This window comes from Streptomyces sp. T028 (assembly GCF_048159505.1).
Classification (GTDB): Bacteria; Actinomycetota; Actinomycetes; order Streptomycetales; family Streptomycetaceae; genus Streptomyces.
In genome coordinates this window covers 135,666-154,652 of the sequence record NZ_JBLRVZ010000038.1, presented here as the reverse complement: position 1 = coordinate 154,652, position 18,987 = coordinate 135,666, and the positions used below count along the sequence as shown (strand labels likewise).

The window sequence follows — 18,987 nt, the reverse complement described above, 5'->3', positions numbered from 1 at the left end:
GGATGCAGCGGATGCGTGGGTCGGTGACGGTGGCGGGGCTCGTGCTTGTCGTGGGGGTGCTGCTTGGCGGGTGTTCGCAGGAGTACGAGGACGAGCGGGGGAAGGGGGATGCTCCGGTCGCGGGGAAGGCGGGGGACGACACTCCGGCGGAGGTGTTCAACATGCCGGACGGGTTCGGGAACGTGGCCACGAAGTGTGTGGGGCACGGGTTCCGGGCCTATGTGACGACCAACGCGACCGGGCCGTCCAATGTGCAGATCGTCGAGGACAAGTCGTGCGGTGGGTGAGCGCGGGGGTGGTGGCCGTGCTCGTTCTGGCGCTCGGGGGGTGTTCGCGGGAGTACTACGACGAGCGGGGGAAGGCCGACGCCCCGGTGGCGGGGAAGGCGGGGGACGACTCCGCCGCCGAGGTCTACAACTTCCCCGACGGTTTCGGGAACCTCGCCACCAAGTGCGTGGGAAAGGGCAAGCGGGCGTACGCGACCACGAAGTTCGTGCAGGTCGAGGACAAGGACGACGTGATCATCATTCCGGCCAACGCCGTGATCGTCGACGACCCGGGGTGTCAGGCCCCCTGAGCGGTCACTTCGCGTGCCGTACCGCGTAGATCATGACGAACGCCACGATGTGGATACCGAAGAGGAAGTAGCCGAGCCACCACCACATCTGGCGTTCGTTGTGGTGCTCCCGCGGGACCGGCGGCTGCTCCTGCAGTCCCTGCGGTTCCTGCTGCTCCTGCCGCTTCTGCTGTTCCTCGGCGCTCATCACAGCTCCCGGTGGACCTTGGTGTTCGAGGCCTGGGCGCGGGGGCGCAGCACCAGGAGGTCGACGTTGACGTGGCTGGGGCGGGTGACGGCCCAGCTGATGGTGTCGGCGACGTCGTCGGCGGTGAGGGGTTCGGCGACGCCCTCGTAGACCTTGGCGGCCTTGTCCTCGTCGCCGCCGAAGCGGGTCAGGGCGAACTCGTCGGTCCTGACCATGCCGGGGGCGATCTCGATGACGCGGACGGGCCGGCCGACGATCTCCAGGCGGAGGGTCTCGGCGAGGACGTGGGTGCCGTGCTTGGCGGCGACATAGCCGGCGCCGCCCTCGTAGGTGCCGTGGCCGGCGGTGGAGGAGACGACGACGATCGTGCCGTCGCCGCTCGCGTCCAGTTTGGGCAGCAGGGCCTGGGTGAGGTTGAGGGTGCCGATGACGTTCGTCTCGTACATCGTGCGCCAGTCGTCCGGGTCGCCGGTGGCCACCGGGTCGGCGCCGAGGGCGCCGCCCGCGTTGTTGACCAGGACGCCGATGGTCGTGAAGGCCGTCGCGAACTCGTCGACCGCCGTGCGGTCCGTGACGTCCAACTGGTACGCCGTCGCCGAGCCGCCCGCCGCGACGATCTCCTCGGCCAGTGCCTCGATACGGTCCTTGCGGCGGGCGGTGAGCACGACGCGGTAGCCGGCGGCGGCGAGCCGGCGGGCCGTGGCGGCGCCGATTCCGCTGCTCGCACCGGTGACGACGGCGATGCGGGAGGCGGCGGACGGTGCGGCGGTGGCCATGGAACTGCTCCTCGGGCGTACGCGAAAGAATCCCCAGCCTCGAAAGGCTGTCCGGCCAGGATAGGTGTCCGGCCGGGGTAGGTGTCCGGCCAGGATAGGTGGGAAAATCGAGACGGGTGATCCTCTGTCCGGGAGGTGGACCATGGGACAGGCGCGAGAGGTCATGGACCGGCTCACCGAGGCGCTGACCACGAACACGGACCTGAAGGTCGTCGGTGAGCTCTTCGCACAGGACGCGGTCGCCGTCACTCCTGACGGCGGGGAGCTGCGTGGCCGGGACAGCATCGTCGAGTACTGGCGTCAGCTGACGGACGCGGTGCCGGAGGCGCGGTACGAGCCGGTGCACGCGTACGAGATCGGGAGCACGGCCATCGACGAGGGGTACTTCGGGGGCCGTAACACCGGGCCGATCCAGTTGCCGACCGGGGAGTCGCTGCCCGCGACGAACAAGGAGGTCAGGATTCGCGGGGTGGACTTCGCGACGGTCGACGCGGAGGGCCGGATCGTCGACTACCGGCTCTACTTCGACGAGATGGAGTTCCTGGAGCAGCTGGGGCTGCTGCCCGAGGACAAGCAGTAGAACACCGGTTGTCGACCGGTTATTCGCCTCTCGGGGCCCACATGATCACGGCCATGCCCGCGAGGCAGATCAGTGCGCCCGTGATGTCCCAGCGGTCGGGGCGGTAGCCGTCGGCGACGACGCCCCACAGGATCGAGCCGGCGACGAAGATCCCGCCGTACGCGGCGAGGACGCGGCCGAAGTGGGCGTCGGGCTGGAAGGTGGCGACGAAGCCGTACGCGCCGAGGGCGAGGACTCCGCCGCCGGCCCAGAGCCGGCCGCGGTGCTCGCGTACGCCCTGCCAGACCAGCCAGGCGCCGCCGATCTCGAAGAGCGCGGCGAGGACGAAGAGGGCGGCGGAGCGGAGGATCAGCATGCGGGTCAGCCTCGCATGCGCGCCTTTTTTCACCCGCCGCGCCTGCTGCCCCTCCTGCCTCACGGGCTTCACCTGTTGTCCCTGAGTACGATCTCGGCAGGCGGCGCTGACGAAGGGGTAGGGCGATGTCCGGGAACGTGCGGTCGAGGCTGCTGGACGAGTTGTCCGTGGTCTCCCGCCGGTACGTGGCGTCGTACGCGCTGTTCAACCAGGCGCTGGCGGACCGGCTCGGGCTGCATCCGACCGATCTGCAGTGTCTGAACCTGCTGACGCTGGAGCCGGAGCCGGTGACGGCGGGCCGGGTGGCCGAGCTGACGGGGCTGACCACGGGGTCGGCGACGCGGCTGGTGGACCGGCTGGAGAGGGCGGGGTACGTGGTCCGCGAGCGGGACGCGGGCGACCGGCGGCGGGTGCTGGTGGCGCCGGTGCCGGAGCGGATCGCGGAGTTCGGGCGGATGTGGGAGCGGCTGGGCGGGGACCGTACGCCCCTGTTCGCGGATCTGGCGGATGCCGAACTGGCGGTGATCGTGCGGCACATGCGGCGGACGGTGGAGTTCCACGGGGAGCGGATCGCGCGACTGCGGGAAGGCCGGGTGTAGGGGGACATGCGGGACACGGGCAGACGGGGTTCCGGCATACCGGACTCCGAGACGCTGGAGTTCGGCGTACTGCAGGCCCGTCGGCAGGCGCAGGCGGCCGAGCGGATGCGGGCGAGTGAGGCAGCGCAGGAGACCGAGGGGGTGGCCGCGCGGGGGCTTCCTCGGCACTGGGTTCTGCTGCTGCTCGGTGCGGCGGTGGTGCCGGGGGCGGTGCTGGTGCTCGTGGGGCGGGGGCTGGAGGAGCCGGCCGTGCAGGCCTGGCGGACGGTGTGTCTGGCGGTGACCGTGCAGGCGCTGCCGTTCCTGTTGCTGGGTACGGCGCTGTCGGGGGCGATCAACGCGTTCGTGCCGGCGACCGTGTTCGGCCGGCTGCTGCCGAAGCGGGCCGCGCTGGCGGTGCCGGTGGCGGGGGCGGCGGGGGTGGTGCTGCCGGGGTGCGAGTGCGCGTCGGTGCCGGTGGCGAACAGTCTGATCGGGCGGGGGGTCACTCCGGCGGCGGCGTTCGCGTTCCTGCTGTCGGCGCCCGCGGTCAACCCGGTGGTGCTGACGGCTACGGCGGTGGCGTTCCCGGGCAGTCCCGAGATGGTGCTGGCGCGGCTGCTGGCCTCGCTGGTGACGGCGGCGGTGATGGGCTGGCTGTGGCTCTGGCTGGGCCGGGAGGAGTGGCTGCGGCCTGCCGTACGGCACACCGGGCATCAGGCGGGGCACAGCCGGTGGGAGGAGTTCCGGCGGGGTTTCCAGCACGACTTCCTGCACGCGGGGGGTTTTCTGGTGGTGGGGGCGATGGCGGCGGCGACGTTCAATGTGGCGGTGCCCCGGTCGGTGCTGGACGTGTTCGCGGGTTCGCCGTGGCTGTCGGTGCTGTTCCTGGCGGCGCTGGCGATCGTGCTGGCGGTGTGCAGTGAGGCGGACGCGTTCGTGGCGGCCTCGCTGAGCGGGTTCTCGCCGGTGGCGCGGTTGGCGTTCATGGTGGTCGGGCCGATGGTCGATCTGAAGCTGATCGCGTTGCAGGCGGGGACGTTCGGGCGGGCCTTCGCGGTCCGGTTCTCCTCGGCGACGGCCGTCGTCGCGGTGGTGTGCAGCGCGGTCGTGGGAGGGGTGCTGTTGTGAAGCGGTTCGTGCAGGTCGCGCTGCTGGTGCTGGGCGGGCTGGGGTTGCTGCGGACCTCGCTGTTCACGGACGAGTACCTGCGGTTCGTGAAGCCGGGGATGCGGTGGCTGCTGATCGGGTCGGGGGTGGTGCTGGTGGGGCTGGGGGTGCTGGAGGCGGTGGCGGGGCGTTGGCGGCGGGAGGCGCGCGAGGTGCGTGGGGAGCGCGAGGATCGCGGGGTGCAGGGTGACGGTCATGGTCATGGTCACGGACATGACCACTCCGGTGTTCCGCGCGTCGCCTGGCTGCTGTTCCTGCCGGTGCTGAGCCTGCTGTTCTACGCCCCGCCCGCGCTCGGCTCGTACACGGCCTCGCGGGAGCCGGCCAAGGTCGTCGCGGTGCAGGACGACGGTTTCGACCCGCTGCCCGCGACCTCGCCGCTGCCGATCACGCTGACCGACTTCACCCAGCGGGTGCAGCAGGACCGCAGCCGGGCGATCAAGGGGCGCGCGGTGCGGCTGACGGGGTTCGTCTCACCGGCCGACGGGGGCGGCTGGTATCTGACGCGGATCCTCATCAGCTGCTGCGCGGCGGACTCCACCACGCTGAAGGTACGGGTGTACGGCGACACCGTGCCGAAGGCCGACACCTGGGTGACGGTCACCGGGACCTGGCATCCGAGCGGCAAGCTGGGCACCTCGTCGGCGGCGGTCGCCCTGGACGCCGGCAGTCTGAAGAAGGTGCGCAAGCCGTCCAACGCGTACATGGACGCGCTAATCCTTGGCTGAGGCGAGTGCGTAGGCGGTCGGTGACACACCCACCGTCGCCTTGAAGACCCGTACCAGGTGGGCCTGGTCCGCGTAGCCGAGGTCGGCGGCGAGGGCGGCCCAGTCCAGGTCGCCGCCGGTGCCGGCCGCTTCCAGTGCCTCGTGGAAGCGGTAGCGCAGGATGGCGGACTTGGGGCTGACGCCCACGTAGGCGGCGAACAGGCGTTGCAGGGACCGCACGGACAGGCCCTCGGCGTGAGCGAGGTCGTCGACGCGGCGGACGGTGCGGTCGGTGCGGATGTGGCGGACGAGTTCGACGGCGCGGTCGGCGCGGGGGTCGGGCTCGGGGCCGAGGGAGAGCAGGAAGGCGTCCAGGGCGGCGACCCGGGCGCGGTCGTCGGCCTGGGTGACGACCGAGCGGGCGGTGTCGGCGTCGGCCTGCGGGAAGACGTCCTGGGCGGGCAGGGCGCGGCCGGTCCAGTGGGAGACGGGGAGAGCGGGGGCGTAGGGCCGGAAGCCGCCGGGGTGGAACTTCACGCCGCAGACCCGGCCGCGTCCGGTGAGCTTGCGGGTGTAGAGACCGAGGGCGACGCCGGTCAGCTCGCCGTACGGGGGACCTTCGTCCTCGTCCCACTGGAAGGTGAGGTTGACGGCGGGGTGCGGGACGACGTGGGAGGCGTACGGCTCGGGCAGGTCCCAGTCGATGAGCCAGTACGTCTCGACATGGCGGCGCAGCGGCTCGGCGGGCAGGTGGCGGCGGAACCGCACACGGGTCAGCAGCCCGGCCGGGTCGACGATCCCCCGGGTGTCGCGGCGCGGTGCGGCCATGGTCGGATCGTACGTCGCGTTTCTTCAAGAAGGGCGGGATCCGGTGTCCCTACGGTCGGGGCATGGACACGCAGACGAATGCGAAGACGACATACAGCATGGGTGAGCTGCTGGGCAGGGCGCGGGAGCGGGCCGTGCCGGTGGTGCGGGGGATTCCGGACGGGGCGCTGGCCGCCGCCACGCCGTGCGCGGAGTACGACGTGAAGGCCCTGGTCAACCATGTGTTCCAGGTGGTGGAGCAGTTCCAGCGGCTGGCGGTGAAGGAGGCGGCGGACTTCGGCGGGGCGATGCCCGACCGGGTGGGGGAGAGGCCGGACTGGCGGGAGGGGTTCGTGGTGGAGGCGGACCGGCTGGTGGCGGCCTGGTCGGCGCCGGGGGCGGAGGAGGGGACGACCGGGGCGATGGACCTGCCCGCGCGGCTGGTGGGGTCGATGGCGCTGCTGGATCTGACCGTGCACGCGTGGGATCTGGCGCGGGCGACGGGGCAGGCGTACCCGGCGGCGGACGAGGCGGTGGTGGAGGTGCTGCTGGGCGCGGTGGCCGAGCTGGCGCCGACGGCCCGGCGGATGGGGGTGTTCGGGGAGCCGGTGGCGGTGCCGGAGGGGGCGTCGGCGTTCGAGCGGCTGCTGGCGGGGACGGGGAGGGATCCCTACGGGTGGAAGGGGTGACGGGAGGGCGGGGGTTCGAGGGCGGGTGCGGGTCCGGTGGCGGGGTGCCGCTGCGCCCACCCGTGCCGCCCCAGCGGCACGACTGCCCGCAGCTGCGCAAGCCGGCGGGAATAGCCCGGAAGCGGGGGCCGTTCAACGGGTATAGTTGAACGGTCAACAACTTGGAGGGTGAGCGACCATGCAGTTCGGGATCTTCACGGTGGGCGATGTGACGCCGGACCCGACGACCGGCCGTACGCCGAGCGAGCGCGAGCGGATCAAGGCCATGGTCGCCATCGCGCTGAAGGCGGAGGAGGTCGGGCTGGACGTCTTCGCGACCGGTGAGCACCACAACCCGCCGTTCGTGCCCTCCTCGCCGACCACCATGCTCGGGTACGTCGCGGCGCGGACGGAGAAGCTGATCCTCTCCACGTCCACCACCCTCATCACCACCAACGACCCGGTGAAGATCGCCGAGGACTTCGCGATGCTCCAGCACCTGGCCGACGGGCGCGTGGACCTGATGATGGGGCGCGGCAACACCGGTCCCGTCTATCCCTGGTTCGGGCAGGACATCCGGCAGGGCATCAACCTCGCCATCGAGAACTACGCCCTGCTGCGCCGGCTGTGGCGGGAGGACGTGGTGGACTGGGAGGGGAAGTTCCGCAGCCCCCTCCAGGGGTTCACCTCCACCCCGCGCCCGCTGGACGACGTCCCGCCGTTCGTCTGGCACGGCTCCATCCGGTCTCCGGAGATCGCCGAGCAGGCCGCCTACTACGGCGACGGCTTCTTTCACAACAACATCTTCTGGCCCGCCGACCACACCAAGCGCATGGTCGAGCTGTACCGCTCGCGGTACGCCCACTACGGGCACGGCACGCCCGAGCAGGCGATCGTCGGCCTCGGCGGCCAGGTGTTCATGCGGAGGAACTCCCAGGACGCGGTGCGCGAGTTCCGGCCGTACTTCGACAACGCGCCGGTCTACGGCCACGGGCCGTCCCTGGAGGACTTCACCGACCAGACCCCGCTGACCGTCGGCACGCCCGAGCAGGTCATCGAGAAGACCCTCGCCTTCCGCGAGTACGCGGGCGACTACCAGCGCCAGCTGTTCCTCGTGGACCACGCGGGGCTGCCGCTGAAGACCGTCCTGGAGCAGCTCGACCTGCTCGGCGAGGAGGTCGTACCGGTGCTGCGCAAGGAGTTCGCGAAGGGGCGTCCGGCGGACGTGCCCGAGGCGCCGACCCACGCGTCCCTGCTCGCCGACGCGCAGAAGAAGGAGACCGTCGCATGAAGCTCGTCGTCGTCTCGGCGGGACTGAGCGTTCCGTCGTCGACCCGGCTGCTGGCCGACCGGCTCGCCGGGGCCGTCGGGGCGCGGACACCCGTGGACATCGAGGTCGTGGAGCTGCGTGACCTCGCGGTCGAGATCGCGCACAACTTCACCAACGGGTTCGCCGGACGGAAGCTGGCGGACGCGCTCGACGCGGTGGGCTCCGCCGACGGACTGATCGTCGTCACCCCGGTGTTCTCCGCGTCGTACAGCGGGCTGTTCAAGTCGTTCTTCGATGTCCTCGACCCGGACGCGCTGACCGGCAAGCCGGTGCTGATCGCGGCGACCGGCGGCTCCGCCCGGCACTCGCTGGTCCTGGAGCACGCGCTGCGGCCGCTCTTCGCTCACCTGCGGGCCGTCGTCGTACCGACCGCCGTCTACGCCGCCTCGGAGGACTGGGGCGCGCAGGGCCTGCCGGAGCGGATCGAGCGGGCGGCGGGGGAGCTGGCGGCGTTGATGGGCGGGTTGTCGGCGGTCCGTCCGGCGAAGCCGGCGAAGGACGCCTTCGAGGTCGTGCCGTTCGCCGAGCAGCTGGCGGCGATCTCCAGCAGGTGAGTCTCGAGCGCCGGCCGAGGTGTGTTTCAGCCTGTCTGGGGGTCCCCCCTCTGGGGGAGTTTGAGGACGAGGCCCGTTCAGGGCCGAAGCGGGGTCTGGGGGCGGCAGCCCCCAGGCACGGCCGGTGCAACGGTGAGAGCCCAGTAAGAAGGGTGATCGTAGGACCTACCTCACGGCCGAACCGCCGGAGGCCTTGGCACACTGGCTCCGTGCCTCCCACCCTGCTGCTCGCCGAAGACGACCGCGCCATCCGCCACGCCCTGGAACGCGCCCTTGCCCTGGAGGGATACCAGGTCACCGCGGTCGCCGACGGCGTCGAGGCGCTGGCCCACGCCCACAAGTCGCCGCCGGACGTGCTCGTCCTCGACGTGATGATGCCCGGGATCGACGGACTCCAGGTCTGCCGGGTGCTGCGCGCCGAGGGCGACCGCACGCCGATCCTGATGCTGACCGCGCTGGTGGAGACCGCCGACCGGATCGCCGGACTGGACGCGGGCGCCGACGACTACGTCGTCAAGCCGTTCGACGTCGAGGAGGTCTTCGCCAGGCTGCGGGCGCTGCTGCGGCGGACCAACCCGGGCAGTGTCCCCGTACCGTCGGAGACCGCCGCCGCCCCGAAGCAGACGTCCGAGCGGTACCTGGAGGCGGCCGGGCTGCGGATGGACCCGCAGGCACGCCGGGCCTGGCGGGCCGAGCGCGAACTGGAGCTCACCCGCACCGAGTTCGAGCTGCTGGAACTGCTCGTGCGCAACGCCGGGATCGTCCTCGACCACTCCACGATCTACGACCGCATCTGGGGCTACGACTTCGGGCCCGGCTCCAAGAACCTCGCCGTCTACGTCGGCTACCTGCGCCGCAAGCTGGACCAGCCGGGCGCCGGACAGCTGATCCACACCGTGCGCGGAGTGGGCTACGTGCTGCGGGAGGACTGAATGGGGTGGCTGCGCCGGCTGTCGGCGCGGCTCGGGGTGGTGTCGTTGCGGACCACGTTCGCGGTGTCGTTCGCGGCGGTGACCGCCGCTGTGACCGTGCTGGTGGGGGTGCTGTCGTACTCGGCGGCGGCCCGGCTGGTGCGGGTCGACCAGGAGTCGGTGTTCGACGAGGTCGTGCAGGATCTGCGGGACGAGGTGCGCGGGCACGCGATGGCGCCGGAGGACTTCTTCTCGGCGGCGCCGGGGCACGACATCGTGCGGCCCGCGCGGACGAACGTGCAGGTGCTCGGGGCCGATGGGACGGTGGCCGACGGTGGGAGCCCGCGGCTGCCGGTGGTGGCCGTGGACCGGGAGGTCGCGGCGGCCGGCGCGGCCGGGCGGATGGCCGAGCACAAGGACGTGGACGTCGGCAGTGACGTGTACCGGGTCGCGACCGTCGCGCTCGGTGGCGGGCGCGGCGCGGTGCAGGTGGCGCAGGAGTTCAGCGACACCGAGGACCTGCTGCGGGCGCTCCAGCAGCGCACCCTGGTCCTGATGACCGCCGTGGTGCTGGCGGCGGGTCTGTTCGGCTGGTGGCTGGCCCGGCGCATCACCCACCGTCTGGTCATCCTCACCACGGCCGCCGAGGACGTCGCCCGCACCCGCCGTCTCGGTGTGCAGGTGCCGGTCACCGGCCATGACGAGGTGGGCCGCCTCGGCCGCGCCTTCGACCGCATGCTGGGCCGGCTCGCGCAGTCGGAGGACGACCAGCGGCGGCTGGTCCAGGACGCCGGGCACGAGCTGCGCACGCCGCTGACCTCGCTGCGGACCAACATCTCGCTGCTGCGCCGGATCGACGAACTGCCGCCCGCCATGCGCGAGGACCTGGTCGCCGACCTCACCCAGGAGGCCCGTGAGCTGACCGACCTGGTCAACGAGCTCGTCGACCTCGCCGCCGGGCAGTCCGACAACGAGCCCCCGCGGAAGCTGGACCTGGCCGACATCGCCGAGGAGGTCGCGGGGCTCGCCCGGCGCCGTACCGGGCGGGCCGTCCTCGTCCGGGCGAGCGGCGACACCACGACCGACGGACGGCCGGGCATGCTCCAGCGGGCCCTGTCCAACCTCGTGGAGAACGCCACCAAGTTCGACCGCGAGGGCGGGGCGCCCGTCGAGATCTCCGTCACCGGGCCCGCCCGGCCGGGGGTCGTCCGCGTCGAGGTCCTCGACCGCGGGCCCGGCATCGACCAGGCCGATCTGACCCGGGTCTTCGACCGCTTCTACCGCGCCGCCGACGCCCGCTCCCTGCCCGGATCCGGCCTCGGCCTGTCCATCGTGCGGGAGGTGGCCCTCTCCCACGGCGGCGCCCCGTTCGCCCACCGGCGCGCGGGCGGCGGCTCGGTGATCGGGTTCACCGTGGGCGGGGGCTTGTGACGAGGGCGGTCGGCGTACGACGCTCACCACGTCGGAGGCGGTACACCGAGGGGAGCGGACACGGTGCTGAGCGATCAGGAGAAGGCCGTACTGGCGGCGGTCGACGAGACGGACGCCGTACGGACGCTGCGGGAGCTGATCGCGATCCCGAGCGTCACCGGGAGTGCCGCCGAGTCCGAGCTGCAGCACCATCTCGCCGGACGGCTGGAGCGGCTCGGCCTCGACGTCGACCTGTGGTCCATGGACCTGCCGGAGCTGTACGCGCACCCCGACTTCCCCGGTGTGGAGGTGCCGCGTGAGGAGGTGTGGGGGCTGGTCGGCCACACCGCGGGCGGCGCCGGGGACGGCGGCGACGGGCCGACGCTGATCCTCCAGGGGCATGTGGATGTCGTACCGCCCGGCGACCCGGCCGCCTGGGACGGGGATCCGTTCGTGCCGCGGGTGACCGGCGATCTCGTGCACGGGCGCGGGGCCTGCGACATGAAGGCCGGGCTGGTGGCGCACCTGGCCGCGCTGGCGGCGGTCCGGGCGGCCGGGGTGCGGCTGCGCGGGCGGGTCGCCGTGCACTTCGTCGTCGGCGAGGAGGACGGCGGGATCGGCGCCTTCGGGACCCTGCGGCGGGGACACGGCGGTGACGTGTGCGTGATCGCCGAGCCGACCGGCGGCACGGTCGTCACCGCCAACGCGGGCGCGCTGACCTTCCGGATCACCGTGCCCGGCAGGGCCGCCCACGCCAGCTCGCGGGAGGCCGGGGTGAGCGCGATCGACGCCTACCTGCCGCTGCACCGCGCCCTGGCCCGGCTGGAGGCCGACCGCAACCGCGACCCCGATCCGCTGCTCGCCGAGTACCCGATCCCGTACTCCCTCTCCGTCGGCACCCTGCGCTCCGGCGACTGGGCGAGCAGCGTGCCCGACACGCTCGTCGCGGAGGGGCGGCTCGGGGTGCGGCTCGGGGAGGACCCCGCCGTGGCGCGGGCGGAGCTGGAGCGGTGCGTGGCCGAGCGTTGCGCGGAGGATCCCTGGCTGCGGGAGCATCCCGCCGTCGTGACCTGGCCGGGCGGGCAGTTCGCGAGCGGGCGGCTGGCGGCCGGGCATCCGCTGCGGGACACCGTCGCCGGGGCGTACGCCGACGCGACCGGTGCGGCCCGGCCCCGGGAGCGCGGGGCGACGTACGGCAGCGACCTGCGCCACTACACCGCCGCCGGGATCCCCACGCTGCAGTTCGGGCCGGGTGACATCGGCGTCGCGCACAGCGCCCGGGAGCACGTGTCCGTGCGGGAGGTGACCGCCGTGGCCCGGACGCTGGCGCTGACGGTGCTGCGGACGGTGGGGGTGAAGTGAGGCGCGGGCGGGGGCGCGTGCGGTGAGGAGAGGGCGGCGGGCGGATGAAGTGAGGGGCGCCGGTGGCGCGTCGTTGGGGAGGGGGCCCCGTGAGAGTGCCGGCGTTCGCCGTCGTGTTACGGCATGCGCGGTTCCGGCGGGTGTGGTGCGGGCAGGTGGCGAGCGCCGTCGGGGACGGGGTCACGCTGGTGGCGCTGCCCGGGGCGATCCTCGCCGCGCACTCGAAGACCGACCTCGGGCTGGTGCTCGGGGCGCAGAGTCTCGCGCTGGTGGGGGCCGCGCTGCTGGGCGGTGTGCTGGCGGACCGGCTGCGGCGCTCGTGGGTGATGGCCGGGGCGGACGCGGTCCGGCTGGTCACGGCGGTGTGCTTCGCGCTCGGCGCCGCCCGGGCCCCGCTCGCCGTGCCCGTGCTGCTGGCGCTGGTGACCGGGTTCGCCGCCGGGGTGTTCACCCCCGCCTTCGGGGCGCTGATCCCCGATCTGGTGCCGGACGAGGACCTGCCGAAGGCGAACGCCCTGCGCTCGATCACCGTCCGCACCGGCCAGGTCGCCGGACCGGCGCTGGGCGGGCTGCTGCTGGCGGTCGGGACGGCGGACCTGGCGTTCTGGGCGGACGCCGGGACGTTCGCCGCGAGTGTCGCCACCCTGGTGGGGGTGGGTGACTCCCGGGGGACCCGGGCGGCGGGCGGCTCGGTGCTGCGCCAGGCCCGTGAGGGCTTCGCCGCCGTACGGGAACGGACCTGGGTCCTGACGATCATCGTGCAGGGCACCCTCCAACTGTTGCTGGTGATGGCCCCGGTGGCGGTGCTGCTGCCGATCATCCTTCAGGAGCGGGGCGAGTTCGCGGCATACGGGCCGATGGTCGCGCTCCAGGCGGCCGGATCGGTCGCCGGCGGGATGGCGATCGCCGCCTGGACCCCGCGCCGCCCCGGCACGGTCGCCGTCCTCGCGCTCGGCCTGCTCGCCGGCCAGCTGGCCTGTCTGCTGGCCGGGGCGCCGCTCGTGCTGCTCGGTGTGTCGGTGGTCGTCACCGGCTTCGGGTACGCCGTCTTCAACGTCTGCTGGGCGAGCGCCCTGCACCGCGCGATCCCCTCCGACATGCTCGGCCGGGTCTTCGCGATCGACACCATCGGCACGTACGGCCTCCAGCCCGCCGGTCTCGCCCTGACCCCGGTCGCCGCGACCGCCTTCGGCAACGGGCCGGTGCTGTGGGTGGGCCTGGTCGCGCTCACGCTGACCACCGTGGTGCCGCTGTTCCAGCGTGAGGTGCGGGCCTTCGCGGACGTACCGGCGGTGCCGGCGCCGTACGCCTGAGCGCCCGTTCGGGAACCCCGGGCGGCCGGTTTCCCTCCTGCGAGGTGTCGGCGGCCGGTGAGCGCGAGCCCATGGATGTGCGTACCACCGCATGACGGTCCCTGTCCGGATGCGAGGATGAGGCGCCATGACCGCCGGGTGGTGTACGCGCACGCTGCGTGCCGCGATGTTCGCGGCCGTCTGTGTGCTGCTCGCCGCCCTGGGGCACGTCCTGATGTCCGGCGACCACGTCCCCGCCCGGGCCCTGGCCGCCGCCACGGCCGTGACCGGCGGGGTGGGCTGGTGCCTGGCGGGCCGGGAGCGGGGGCCGCTGTCGGTGGTCGCGGTCGTGGTGGCCGCGCAGACCGGCCTGCACTGGGCGTTCGAGTACGCGCAGTCGACGGTCGCGGACCCGGCCACCGGGGAGACGGGCGCGATGCCCATGGGCGCCATGGGTGCCATGGGCGGTATGGACATGGGGCACATGGCCGGCATGGGCCACACGGGTCACGCCGGGAGCGGTGGCCGGGGCGCCGTCGAGAGCGTCGTCGGCTCCTCCTCGTCCGGGATGCTCGCCGCCCACCTGCTGGCCGCGCTGCTGTGCGGGCTGTGGCTGGCCCACGGTGAGCGGGCCGCGTTCCGCGTCCTGCGGGCGGTGGCCGGCCGGCTCGCGGCGCCGCTGCGGCTGCTGCTCGCCCTGCCCCTCGCGCCCGAACGCCCGCGCGTCCGCCCGCGCCGCCGCCGTTCCGAGCGGGCGCCGCGGCTGTTTCTCGTCCACACGATCACTTCTCGGGGTCCGCCCCCGGGGGCCGCTGCCGTCTGACGGCAGCCGGTGACCCGGGCCGCCCCTGTGCGCCCCGGGCTACGGCCGTACGTGCGCGCAGACGCCGTAGGGCCGTCTCCCCGTACCCGGACCGCGGGGCCATCGGGCCCGCGGCACCCGGACGACCGAGAAGGACACCCCAGGTGATCACCTCTGGCCCCACGTCATGTCCCCCGCCACGCCCCGATTCCCGGCCCGATTCCCGGCTCGGTTCCCGTCCGGATTCCCGGCCCGATTCCCCGCCCGAGTCCTGCCCCGACGAGTCGATCACCGCGTGGGCGCTGGCCGCACGCGGGGGCGACCCGGTGGCCGTCGAGCGGTTCGTGCGCGCGCTGCACCGGGACGTGACGCGGTACGTCGCCCATCTGTGCGCCGATCCCCAGGCTGTGGACGACCTCGCGCAGGACACGTTCCTGCGGGCGCTCGGCAGTCTGCACCGGTTCGAGGGCCGTTCCTCGGCGCGCTCCTGGCTGCTGTCCATCGCCCGCCGGGCGGTGACCGACAGCTACCGGTACGCCTCCGCCCGGCCGCGCCCGGCCGACGTACCCGACTGGCAGCTGGCCGTGGAGTCGGCCCAGCCGCGCGGGCTGCCCGGGTTCGACGACGGGATCGTGCTGCTCGACCTGCTGGCCGCGCTGCCGGACGAGCGGCGTGAGGCGTTCGTCCTCACCCAGCTGCTCGGACTGCCGTACGCGGAGGCGGCGCAGGTCAGCGACTGCCCGGTGGGCACGGTCCGCTCCCGGGTGGCCCGGGCGCGGGCCTCGCTGACCGGCCTGCTGGACGAGGCGGAAGAACTCACGCCTGTCGCCGCCTGAAGAGTGGTACGAATGGGTAATAAGGGCCAATAGTGCGACATGTGCGCGATGCCGTACGCCCGATGTACGTCACGCAGGAGAGCGAGATGAGCTGCCATGGAGGCACTCACCGCACGGGTCACCCTCGACGAGCACGCCACCGTGACCGGCTGGAACGACGGTGCCGAGCGGCTGCTCGGGTACCCGGCGGAGGAGATGGTGGGCCGGCCGGCGGCCGGGCTGCTGGCCGAGGAGCCGGCCGGCCGCGATCTTCCGCCGCTCGCCGCGCTGCCCGGTTGGCACGGCACGCTCGCTCTCCGGCACCGGGCCGGCCGGCGGCTGACGGCCAGGGTGCTGGCCCACCACCGCACGGCGCGGGACGGCAGCCGTGACTGGCTCCTCGTCTCCGCCGTACCCGGGTCGCAGGGGTCCCAGGGGTCGCGTCCCGGGCCCGAGGACGAGGCGCTGATGTGGCGGGGCCTGATGCAGTCCCCGTCCTGCGCGACCTCGGTGTACGACACCGACCTGCGCTACCGGCGCTCCAGCCGGGCCGCGCAGCGCGCCCTCGGGCTGAGCGAGGAGGAGGTGCGCGGGCTGCGGATGACGGACGTGGTCCCCACGCCGGTGTCGGAGGCGGTCGAGCGGCGGATGCGGCTGGCCCTGGAGACGGGTGAGCCGCAGTATGTCGAGAACCACGCCCGCGCGCCCGGCGAGGCCCGTGAGCACGCCTGGTCGGTCCATCTCTACCGGGTGGAGGACCCGGACGACGGCCGGGTGCTGGGTGTGGCCGCCACCGGGCACGACGTGACGGACCAGTACTGGGCCCGCAAGCGCCTCCAGCTGATCGCCGCGGCGAGCTCCCGGATCGGCAGCACCCTCGACGTGACCCGGACCGCGCAGGAGCTGGCGGACGTGGCGGTGCCGGACCTCGCCGACTTCGTCAGCGTGGACCTGCTGACCTCGTTCGAGGAGAGTCAGGAGGAGGCCGTGGCCGGTGACGGGGTGTCGCTGGCGTTGCGGCGGGTCGCCCACCAGTCCGTACTGCCGGGCGTCCCCGAGGCGGTCCTCGCGCTGGGCGAGGTGGACGAGTACCCGGAGGGCTCGCCGCCGGTGGAGAGTCTGCGGTCGGGGAGCGCCCTGCTCCGTCAGGTGTCCCTGTCCGCGCTGCCCGCCTGGGTGGCCGGCGACGAGCTGCGCACGGCCCGCATCCGCGACTTCGGCTTCCATTCCGTGATGGCCGTGCCCCTGTCGGCCCGCGGCACCACCCTGGGGGTCGCGATCTTCGCCCGGCACCGGCGCCCCGAACCCTTCGAGCAGGACGATCTCGTCCTCGCCGAGGAACTGGCCGCCAGGGCCGCGGTCTGCATCGACAACGCCCGCCGCTACACCCGCGCCCGGGGCACGGCGGTCACCCTGCAGCGCAGTCTGCTGCCGCAGCGGCTGCCCGAGCAGTCGGCGGTGGAGGTCGCCTCCCGCTATCTGCCGGCCGGCGCCCGGGCCGGGGTGGGCGGCGACTGGTTCGACGTGATCCCGCTGTCCGGGGCGCGGGTGGCGCTGGTCGTGGGGGACGTCGTGGGGCACGGCATCCACGCCTCGGCGACCATGGGGCGGCTGCGGACGGCCGTACGGACCCTCGCCGACATCGATCTGCCGCCCGACGAACTCCTCACCCACCTCGACGACCTGGTGGGCCGCCTGGCCACCGAGGCGGAGGCCGCCGGGCACGGGGCGACCACCGGGGACGTGGGCGCGACCTGCCTCTACGCCGTCTACGACCCCGTCTCGCGGCGGTGCGCGCTCGCCCGGGCCGGGCATCCGCCGCCCGCGCTGGTGCGGCCGGACGGCGCGGTGGAACTGCTCGACCTGCCCGCCGGGCCACCGCTGGGCCTGGGCGGACTGCCCTTCGAAGCGGTGGAGTTCGAGCTGCCCGAGGGCAGTGTGCTCGCCCTCTACACCGACGGTCTGCTCGACACCCGCACCCGCCGTGCCGAGGACGGGGTCTCCCGTCTCTGCCGGAGTCTGGCCGAGCCCGCCGGGTCGCTGGACGCCCTGTGCGACACCGTTCTCGGCGGGATGCTGCCGCACCGGCCCGCCGACGACGTGGCACTGCTCGTCGCCCGCACCCGGGGCCTGGACGCCTCCCGGGTCGCCATCTGGGACGTGCGGCCCGATCCCGCCGCCGTCGCCGAGACCCGCAAGAACGTGATCGCCCGCCTGGAGGCCTGGGGGCTGACCGACGCGGCCTTCGTCACCGAGCTGATCGTCAGCGAGCTGGTCACCAACGCGATCCGGCACGCCGAACCGCCCGTCCAACTGCGCCTGATCCACGACCGCGCCCTCATCTGCGAGGTCTCCGACGCCAGCAGCACCGCCCCGCACATGCGGCGGGCCCGCACCTACGACGAGGGCGGCCGCGGTCTCCTCCTGGTCGCCCAGCTGACCGAACGCTGGGGCACCCGCCCCGGCACGAAGGGCGGGAAGACGATCTGGGCGGAGCAGAGCGTGTAGCGGTTTCCCGCGGAGCCCCGGTGTGCCCGTAGCCGTGACCACCCGGCACGCCCTCGATGTGACCCCCCTCACAGCCGTACGGGTGGCTTTGCATGGTCATGCGTGGTGATGCATACTCTTCCTATGTCCAAGGTCCTCACCTCCCTTCCGGTCGGCGAGCGCGTCGGCATCGCCTTCTCCGGCGGACTCGACACGTCGGTCGCCGTCGCGTGGATGCGCGACAAGGGCGCCGTCCCCTGCACCTACACCGCCGACATCGGCCAGTACGACGAGCCCGACATCGCCTCGGTGCCCGGCCGTGCGAAGACCTACGGCGCCGAGGTCGCGCGCCTGGTCGACTGCCGCGCGGCGCTGGTCGAGGAGGGCCTGGCCGCGCTCGCCTGCGGCGCGTTCCACATCCGCTCCGGTGGACGGGCGTACTTCAACACCACCCCGCTCGGCCGTGCCGTCACCGGCACCCTGCTGGTGCGCGCCATGCTCGAGGACGACGTCCAGATCTGGGGCGACGGCTCGACCTTCAAGGGCAACGACATCGAGCGGTTCTACCGCTACGGTCTGCTCGCCAACCCGCACCTGCGGATCTACAAGCCCTGGCTGGACGCCGACTTCGTGACGGAGCTCGGCGGCCGCAAGGAGATGTCCGAGTGGCTCCTCGCCCACGGACTGCCCTACCGGGACAGCACCGAGAAGGCGTACTCCACCGACGCCAACATCTGGGGCGCCACCCACGAGGCGAAGACGCTGGAGCACCTGGACACCGGCGTCGAGACCGTGGAGCCCATCATGGGCGTGCGGTTCTGGGACCCCCAGGTCGAGATCGCCCCCGAGGACGTCACGATCGGCTTCGACCAGGGCCGCCCGGTCACCGTCAACGGCAAGGAGTTCGCCTCCGCCGTGGACCTGGTGATGGAGGCCAACGCCATCGGCGGACGGCACGGCCTCGGCATGTCCGACCAGATCGAGAACCGGATCATCGAGGCCAAGAGCCGCGGCATCTACGAGGCGCCGGGCATGGCCCTGCTGCACGCCGCGTACGAGCGTCTCGTCAACGCCATCCACAACGAGGACACCGTCGCCCAGTACCACAACGAGGGCCGGCGCCTGGGCCGTCTGATGTACGAGGGCCGCTGGCTGGACCCGCAGGCGCTGATGGTCCGTGAGTCGCTCCAGCGCTGGGTCGGCGCCGCCGTCACCGGCGAGGTCACCCTGCGGCTGCGGCGCGGCGAGGACTACTCGATCCTCGACACCACGGGCCCGGCGTTCTCGTACCACCCGGACAAGCTGTCCATGGAGCGCACCGAGGACTCCGCGTTCGGCCCGGTCGACCGGATCGGCCAGCTCACCATGCGCAACCTCGACATCGCCGACTCCCGCGCCAAGCTGGAGCAGTACGTCGGCCTCGGTCTCCTCGGCGCCACGGCCACCCCGGCGCTCGGCGCGGCCCAGGCCGCGGCGACCGGTCTGATCGGCGCCCTCCCCGAGGGCGGCGCCGAGGCGATCGCCTCCCGCGGCGAGGTCTCCGAGGAGGACGCCCTCCTGGACCGCGCGGCGATGGAGTCCGGCACGGACTGACCCACCCACAGCCGAAGAAGGGCCGG

General features: G+C 73.1%; 21 protein-coding genes. 17 read left to right on the top strand and 4 right to left on the bottom strand.

Going from position 1 to position 18,987, the window contains the following annotated elements; translation table 11 throughout:
• Positions 1-2 precede the first annotated feature (2 nt).
• Positions 3-287 (top strand): hypothetical protein, encoded by a 285-nt coding sequence (locus ACLZN2_RS34015; RefSeq protein ID WP_416983266.1) that lies wholly within the window; start codon positions 3-5, stop codon positions 285-287.
• Positions 275-577, top strand: a complete 303-nt coding sequence (locus ACLZN2_RS34010) for a hypothetical protein (RefSeq protein ID WP_416983264.1) — start codon at positions 275-277, stop codon at positions 575-577. Before ACLZN2_RS34015 ends, ACLZN2_RS34010 begins: the two co-directional genes overlap by 13 nt.
• Positions 578-581: 4 nt before the next feature.
• On the opposite strand, the gene ACLZN2_RS34005 is transcribed toward ACLZN2_RS34010, so the two are convergent.
• Together ACLZN2_RS34005 and ACLZN2_RS34000 are read right to left on the bottom strand one after the other, a co-directional pair.
• Positions 582-764, bottom strand: a complete 183-nt coding sequence (locus tag ACLZN2_RS34005; protein WP_416983263.1) for a hypothetical protein — start codon at positions 762-764, stop codon at positions 582-584.
• Complete coding sequence (locus ACLZN2_RS34000) at positions 764-1,540, bottom strand: SDR family NAD(P)-dependent oxidoreductase (RefSeq protein WP_416983262.1); 777 nt, start codon at positions 1,538-1,540, stop codon at positions 764-766. Before ACLZN2_RS34000 ends, ACLZN2_RS34005 begins: the two co-directional genes overlap by 1 nt.
• 142 nt (positions 1,541-1,682) lie before the next feature.
• On the opposite strand from ACLZN2_RS34000, the gene ACLZN2_RS33995 reads away from it, so the two are divergent.
• Positions 1,683-2,120 (top strand): ester cyclase, encoded by a 438-nt coding sequence (locus ACLZN2_RS33995; RefSeq protein WP_416983261.1) that lies wholly within the window; start codon positions 1,683-1,685, stop codon positions 2,118-2,120.
• 19 nt (positions 2,121-2,139) lie between these two features.
• On the opposite strand, the gene ACLZN2_RS33990 is transcribed toward ACLZN2_RS33995, so the two are convergent.
• Positions 2,140-2,475, bottom strand: a complete 336-nt coding sequence (locus ACLZN2_RS33990; protein WP_416983260.1) for a YnfA family protein — start codon at positions 2,473-2,475, stop codon at positions 2,140-2,142.
• Positions 2,476-2,600: 125 nt separating this feature from the next.
• On the opposite strand from ACLZN2_RS33990, the gene ACLZN2_RS33985 reads away from it, so the two are divergent.
• The 3 genes from ACLZN2_RS33985 to ACLZN2_RS33975 all read left to right on the top strand — a co-directional run bounded on the left by ACLZN2_RS33985 (position 2,601) and on the right by ACLZN2_RS33975 (position 4,951).
• On the top strand, positions 2,601-3,074 hold the full coding sequence (locus tag ACLZN2_RS33985; RefSeq protein ID WP_416983259.1) for a MarR family winged helix-turn-helix transcriptional regulator: 474 nt from the start codon (positions 2,601-2,603) through the stop codon (positions 3,072-3,074).
• Between the two features lie 105 nt (positions 3,075-3,179).
• On the top strand, positions 3,180-4,184 hold the full coding sequence (locus ACLZN2_RS33980) for a permease (protein ID WP_416983320.1): 1,005 nt from the start codon (positions 3,180-3,182) through the stop codon (positions 4,182-4,184).
• Positions 4,181-4,951, top strand: a complete 771-nt coding sequence (locus ACLZN2_RS33975; protein WP_416983257.1) for a TIGR03943 family putative permease subunit — start codon at positions 4,181-4,183, stop codon at positions 4,949-4,951. The genes ACLZN2_RS33980 and ACLZN2_RS33975 overlap by 4 nt, the downstream gene beginning before the upstream one ends.
• On the opposite strand, the gene ACLZN2_RS33970 is transcribed toward ACLZN2_RS33975, so the two are convergent.
• Positions 4,937-5,758, bottom strand: coding sequence for an AraC family transcriptional regulator (locus ACLZN2_RS33970; protein WP_416983255.1), 822 nt, complete (start codon positions 5,756-5,758; stop codon positions 4,937-4,939). The genes ACLZN2_RS33975 and ACLZN2_RS33970 overlap by 15 nt on opposite strands.
• A 62-nt stretch (positions 5,759-5,820) precedes the next feature.
• Here ACLZN2_RS33970 and ACLZN2_RS33965 point away from each other — a divergent pair, with 62 nt between their 5' ends.
• The 11 genes from ACLZN2_RS33965 to argG all read left to right on the top strand — a co-directional run bounded on the left by ACLZN2_RS33965 (position 5,821) and on the right by argG (position 18,961).
• Complete coding sequence (locus ACLZN2_RS33965) at positions 5,821-6,426, top strand: TIGR03086 family metal-binding protein (RefSeq protein WP_416983253.1); 606 nt, start codon at positions 5,821-5,823, stop codon at positions 6,424-6,426.
• Positions 6,427-6,604: 178 nt separating this feature from the next.
• Positions 6,605-7,696: an LLM class flavin-dependent oxidoreductase gene (locus tag ACLZN2_RS33960; RefSeq protein WP_416983251.1), complete on the top strand. Its 1,092-nt coding sequence runs from the start codon at positions 6,605-6,607 to the stop codon at positions 7,694-7,696.
• Positions 7,693-8,289 carry an FMN reductase gene (locus tag ACLZN2_RS33955; protein ID WP_416983250.1) on the top strand — a complete coding sequence of 199 codons (597 nt, stop codon included), beginning with the start codon at positions 7,693-7,695 and terminating at the stop codon, positions 8,287-8,289. The genes ACLZN2_RS33960 and ACLZN2_RS33955 overlap by 4 nt, the downstream gene beginning before the upstream one ends.
• Before the next feature lie 221 nt (positions 8,290-8,510).
• Positions 8,511-9,221 carry a response regulator transcription factor gene (locus ACLZN2_RS33950; RefSeq protein ID WP_416983319.1) on the top strand — a complete coding sequence of 237 codons (711 nt, stop codon included), beginning with the start codon at positions 8,511-8,513 and terminating at the stop codon, positions 9,219-9,221.
• Positions 9,222-10,631: an ATP-binding protein gene (locus ACLZN2_RS33945; RefSeq protein ID WP_416983249.1), complete on the top strand. Its 1,410-nt coding sequence runs from the start codon at positions 9,222-9,224 to the stop codon at positions 10,629-10,631.
• Positions 10,632-10,694: 63 nt separating this feature from the next.
• Positions 10,695-11,972, top strand: coding sequence for an ArgE/DapE family deacylase (locus ACLZN2_RS33940; protein WP_416983248.1), 1,278 nt, complete (start codon positions 10,695-10,697; stop codon positions 11,970-11,972).
• 89 nt (positions 11,973-12,061) lie between these two features.
• Positions 12,062-13,285 carry an MFS transporter gene (locus tag ACLZN2_RS33935; protein WP_416983247.1) on the top strand — a complete coding sequence of 408 codons (1,224 nt, stop codon included), beginning with the start codon at positions 12,062-12,064 and terminating at the stop codon, positions 13,283-13,285.
• Positions 13,286-13,412: 127 nt separating this feature from the next.
• Positions 13,413-14,087: a hypothetical protein gene (locus ACLZN2_RS33930; protein WP_416983246.1), complete on the top strand. Its 675-nt coding sequence runs from the start codon at positions 13,413-13,415 to the stop codon at positions 14,085-14,087.
• Between the two features lie 143 nt (positions 14,088-14,230).
• Positions 14,231-14,902, top strand: a complete 672-nt coding sequence (locus ACLZN2_RS33925; RefSeq protein WP_416983245.1) for a sigma-70 family RNA polymerase sigma factor — start codon at positions 14,231-14,233, stop codon at positions 14,900-14,902.
• A gap of 96 nt (positions 14,903-14,998) precedes the next feature.
• On the top strand, positions 14,999-17,389 hold the full coding sequence (locus tag ACLZN2_RS33920) for a SpoIIE family protein phosphatase (protein WP_416983244.1): 2,391 nt from the start codon (positions 14,999-15,001) through the stop codon (positions 17,387-17,389).
• Between the two features lie 123 nt (positions 17,390-17,512).
• Positions 17,513-18,961, top strand: a complete 1,449-nt coding sequence (gene argG, locus ACLZN2_RS33915) for an argininosuccinate synthase (RefSeq protein ID WP_416983243.1) — start codon at positions 17,513-17,515, stop codon at positions 18,959-18,961.
• The last annotated feature ends 26 nt before the right edge of the window (positions 18,962-18,987 follow it).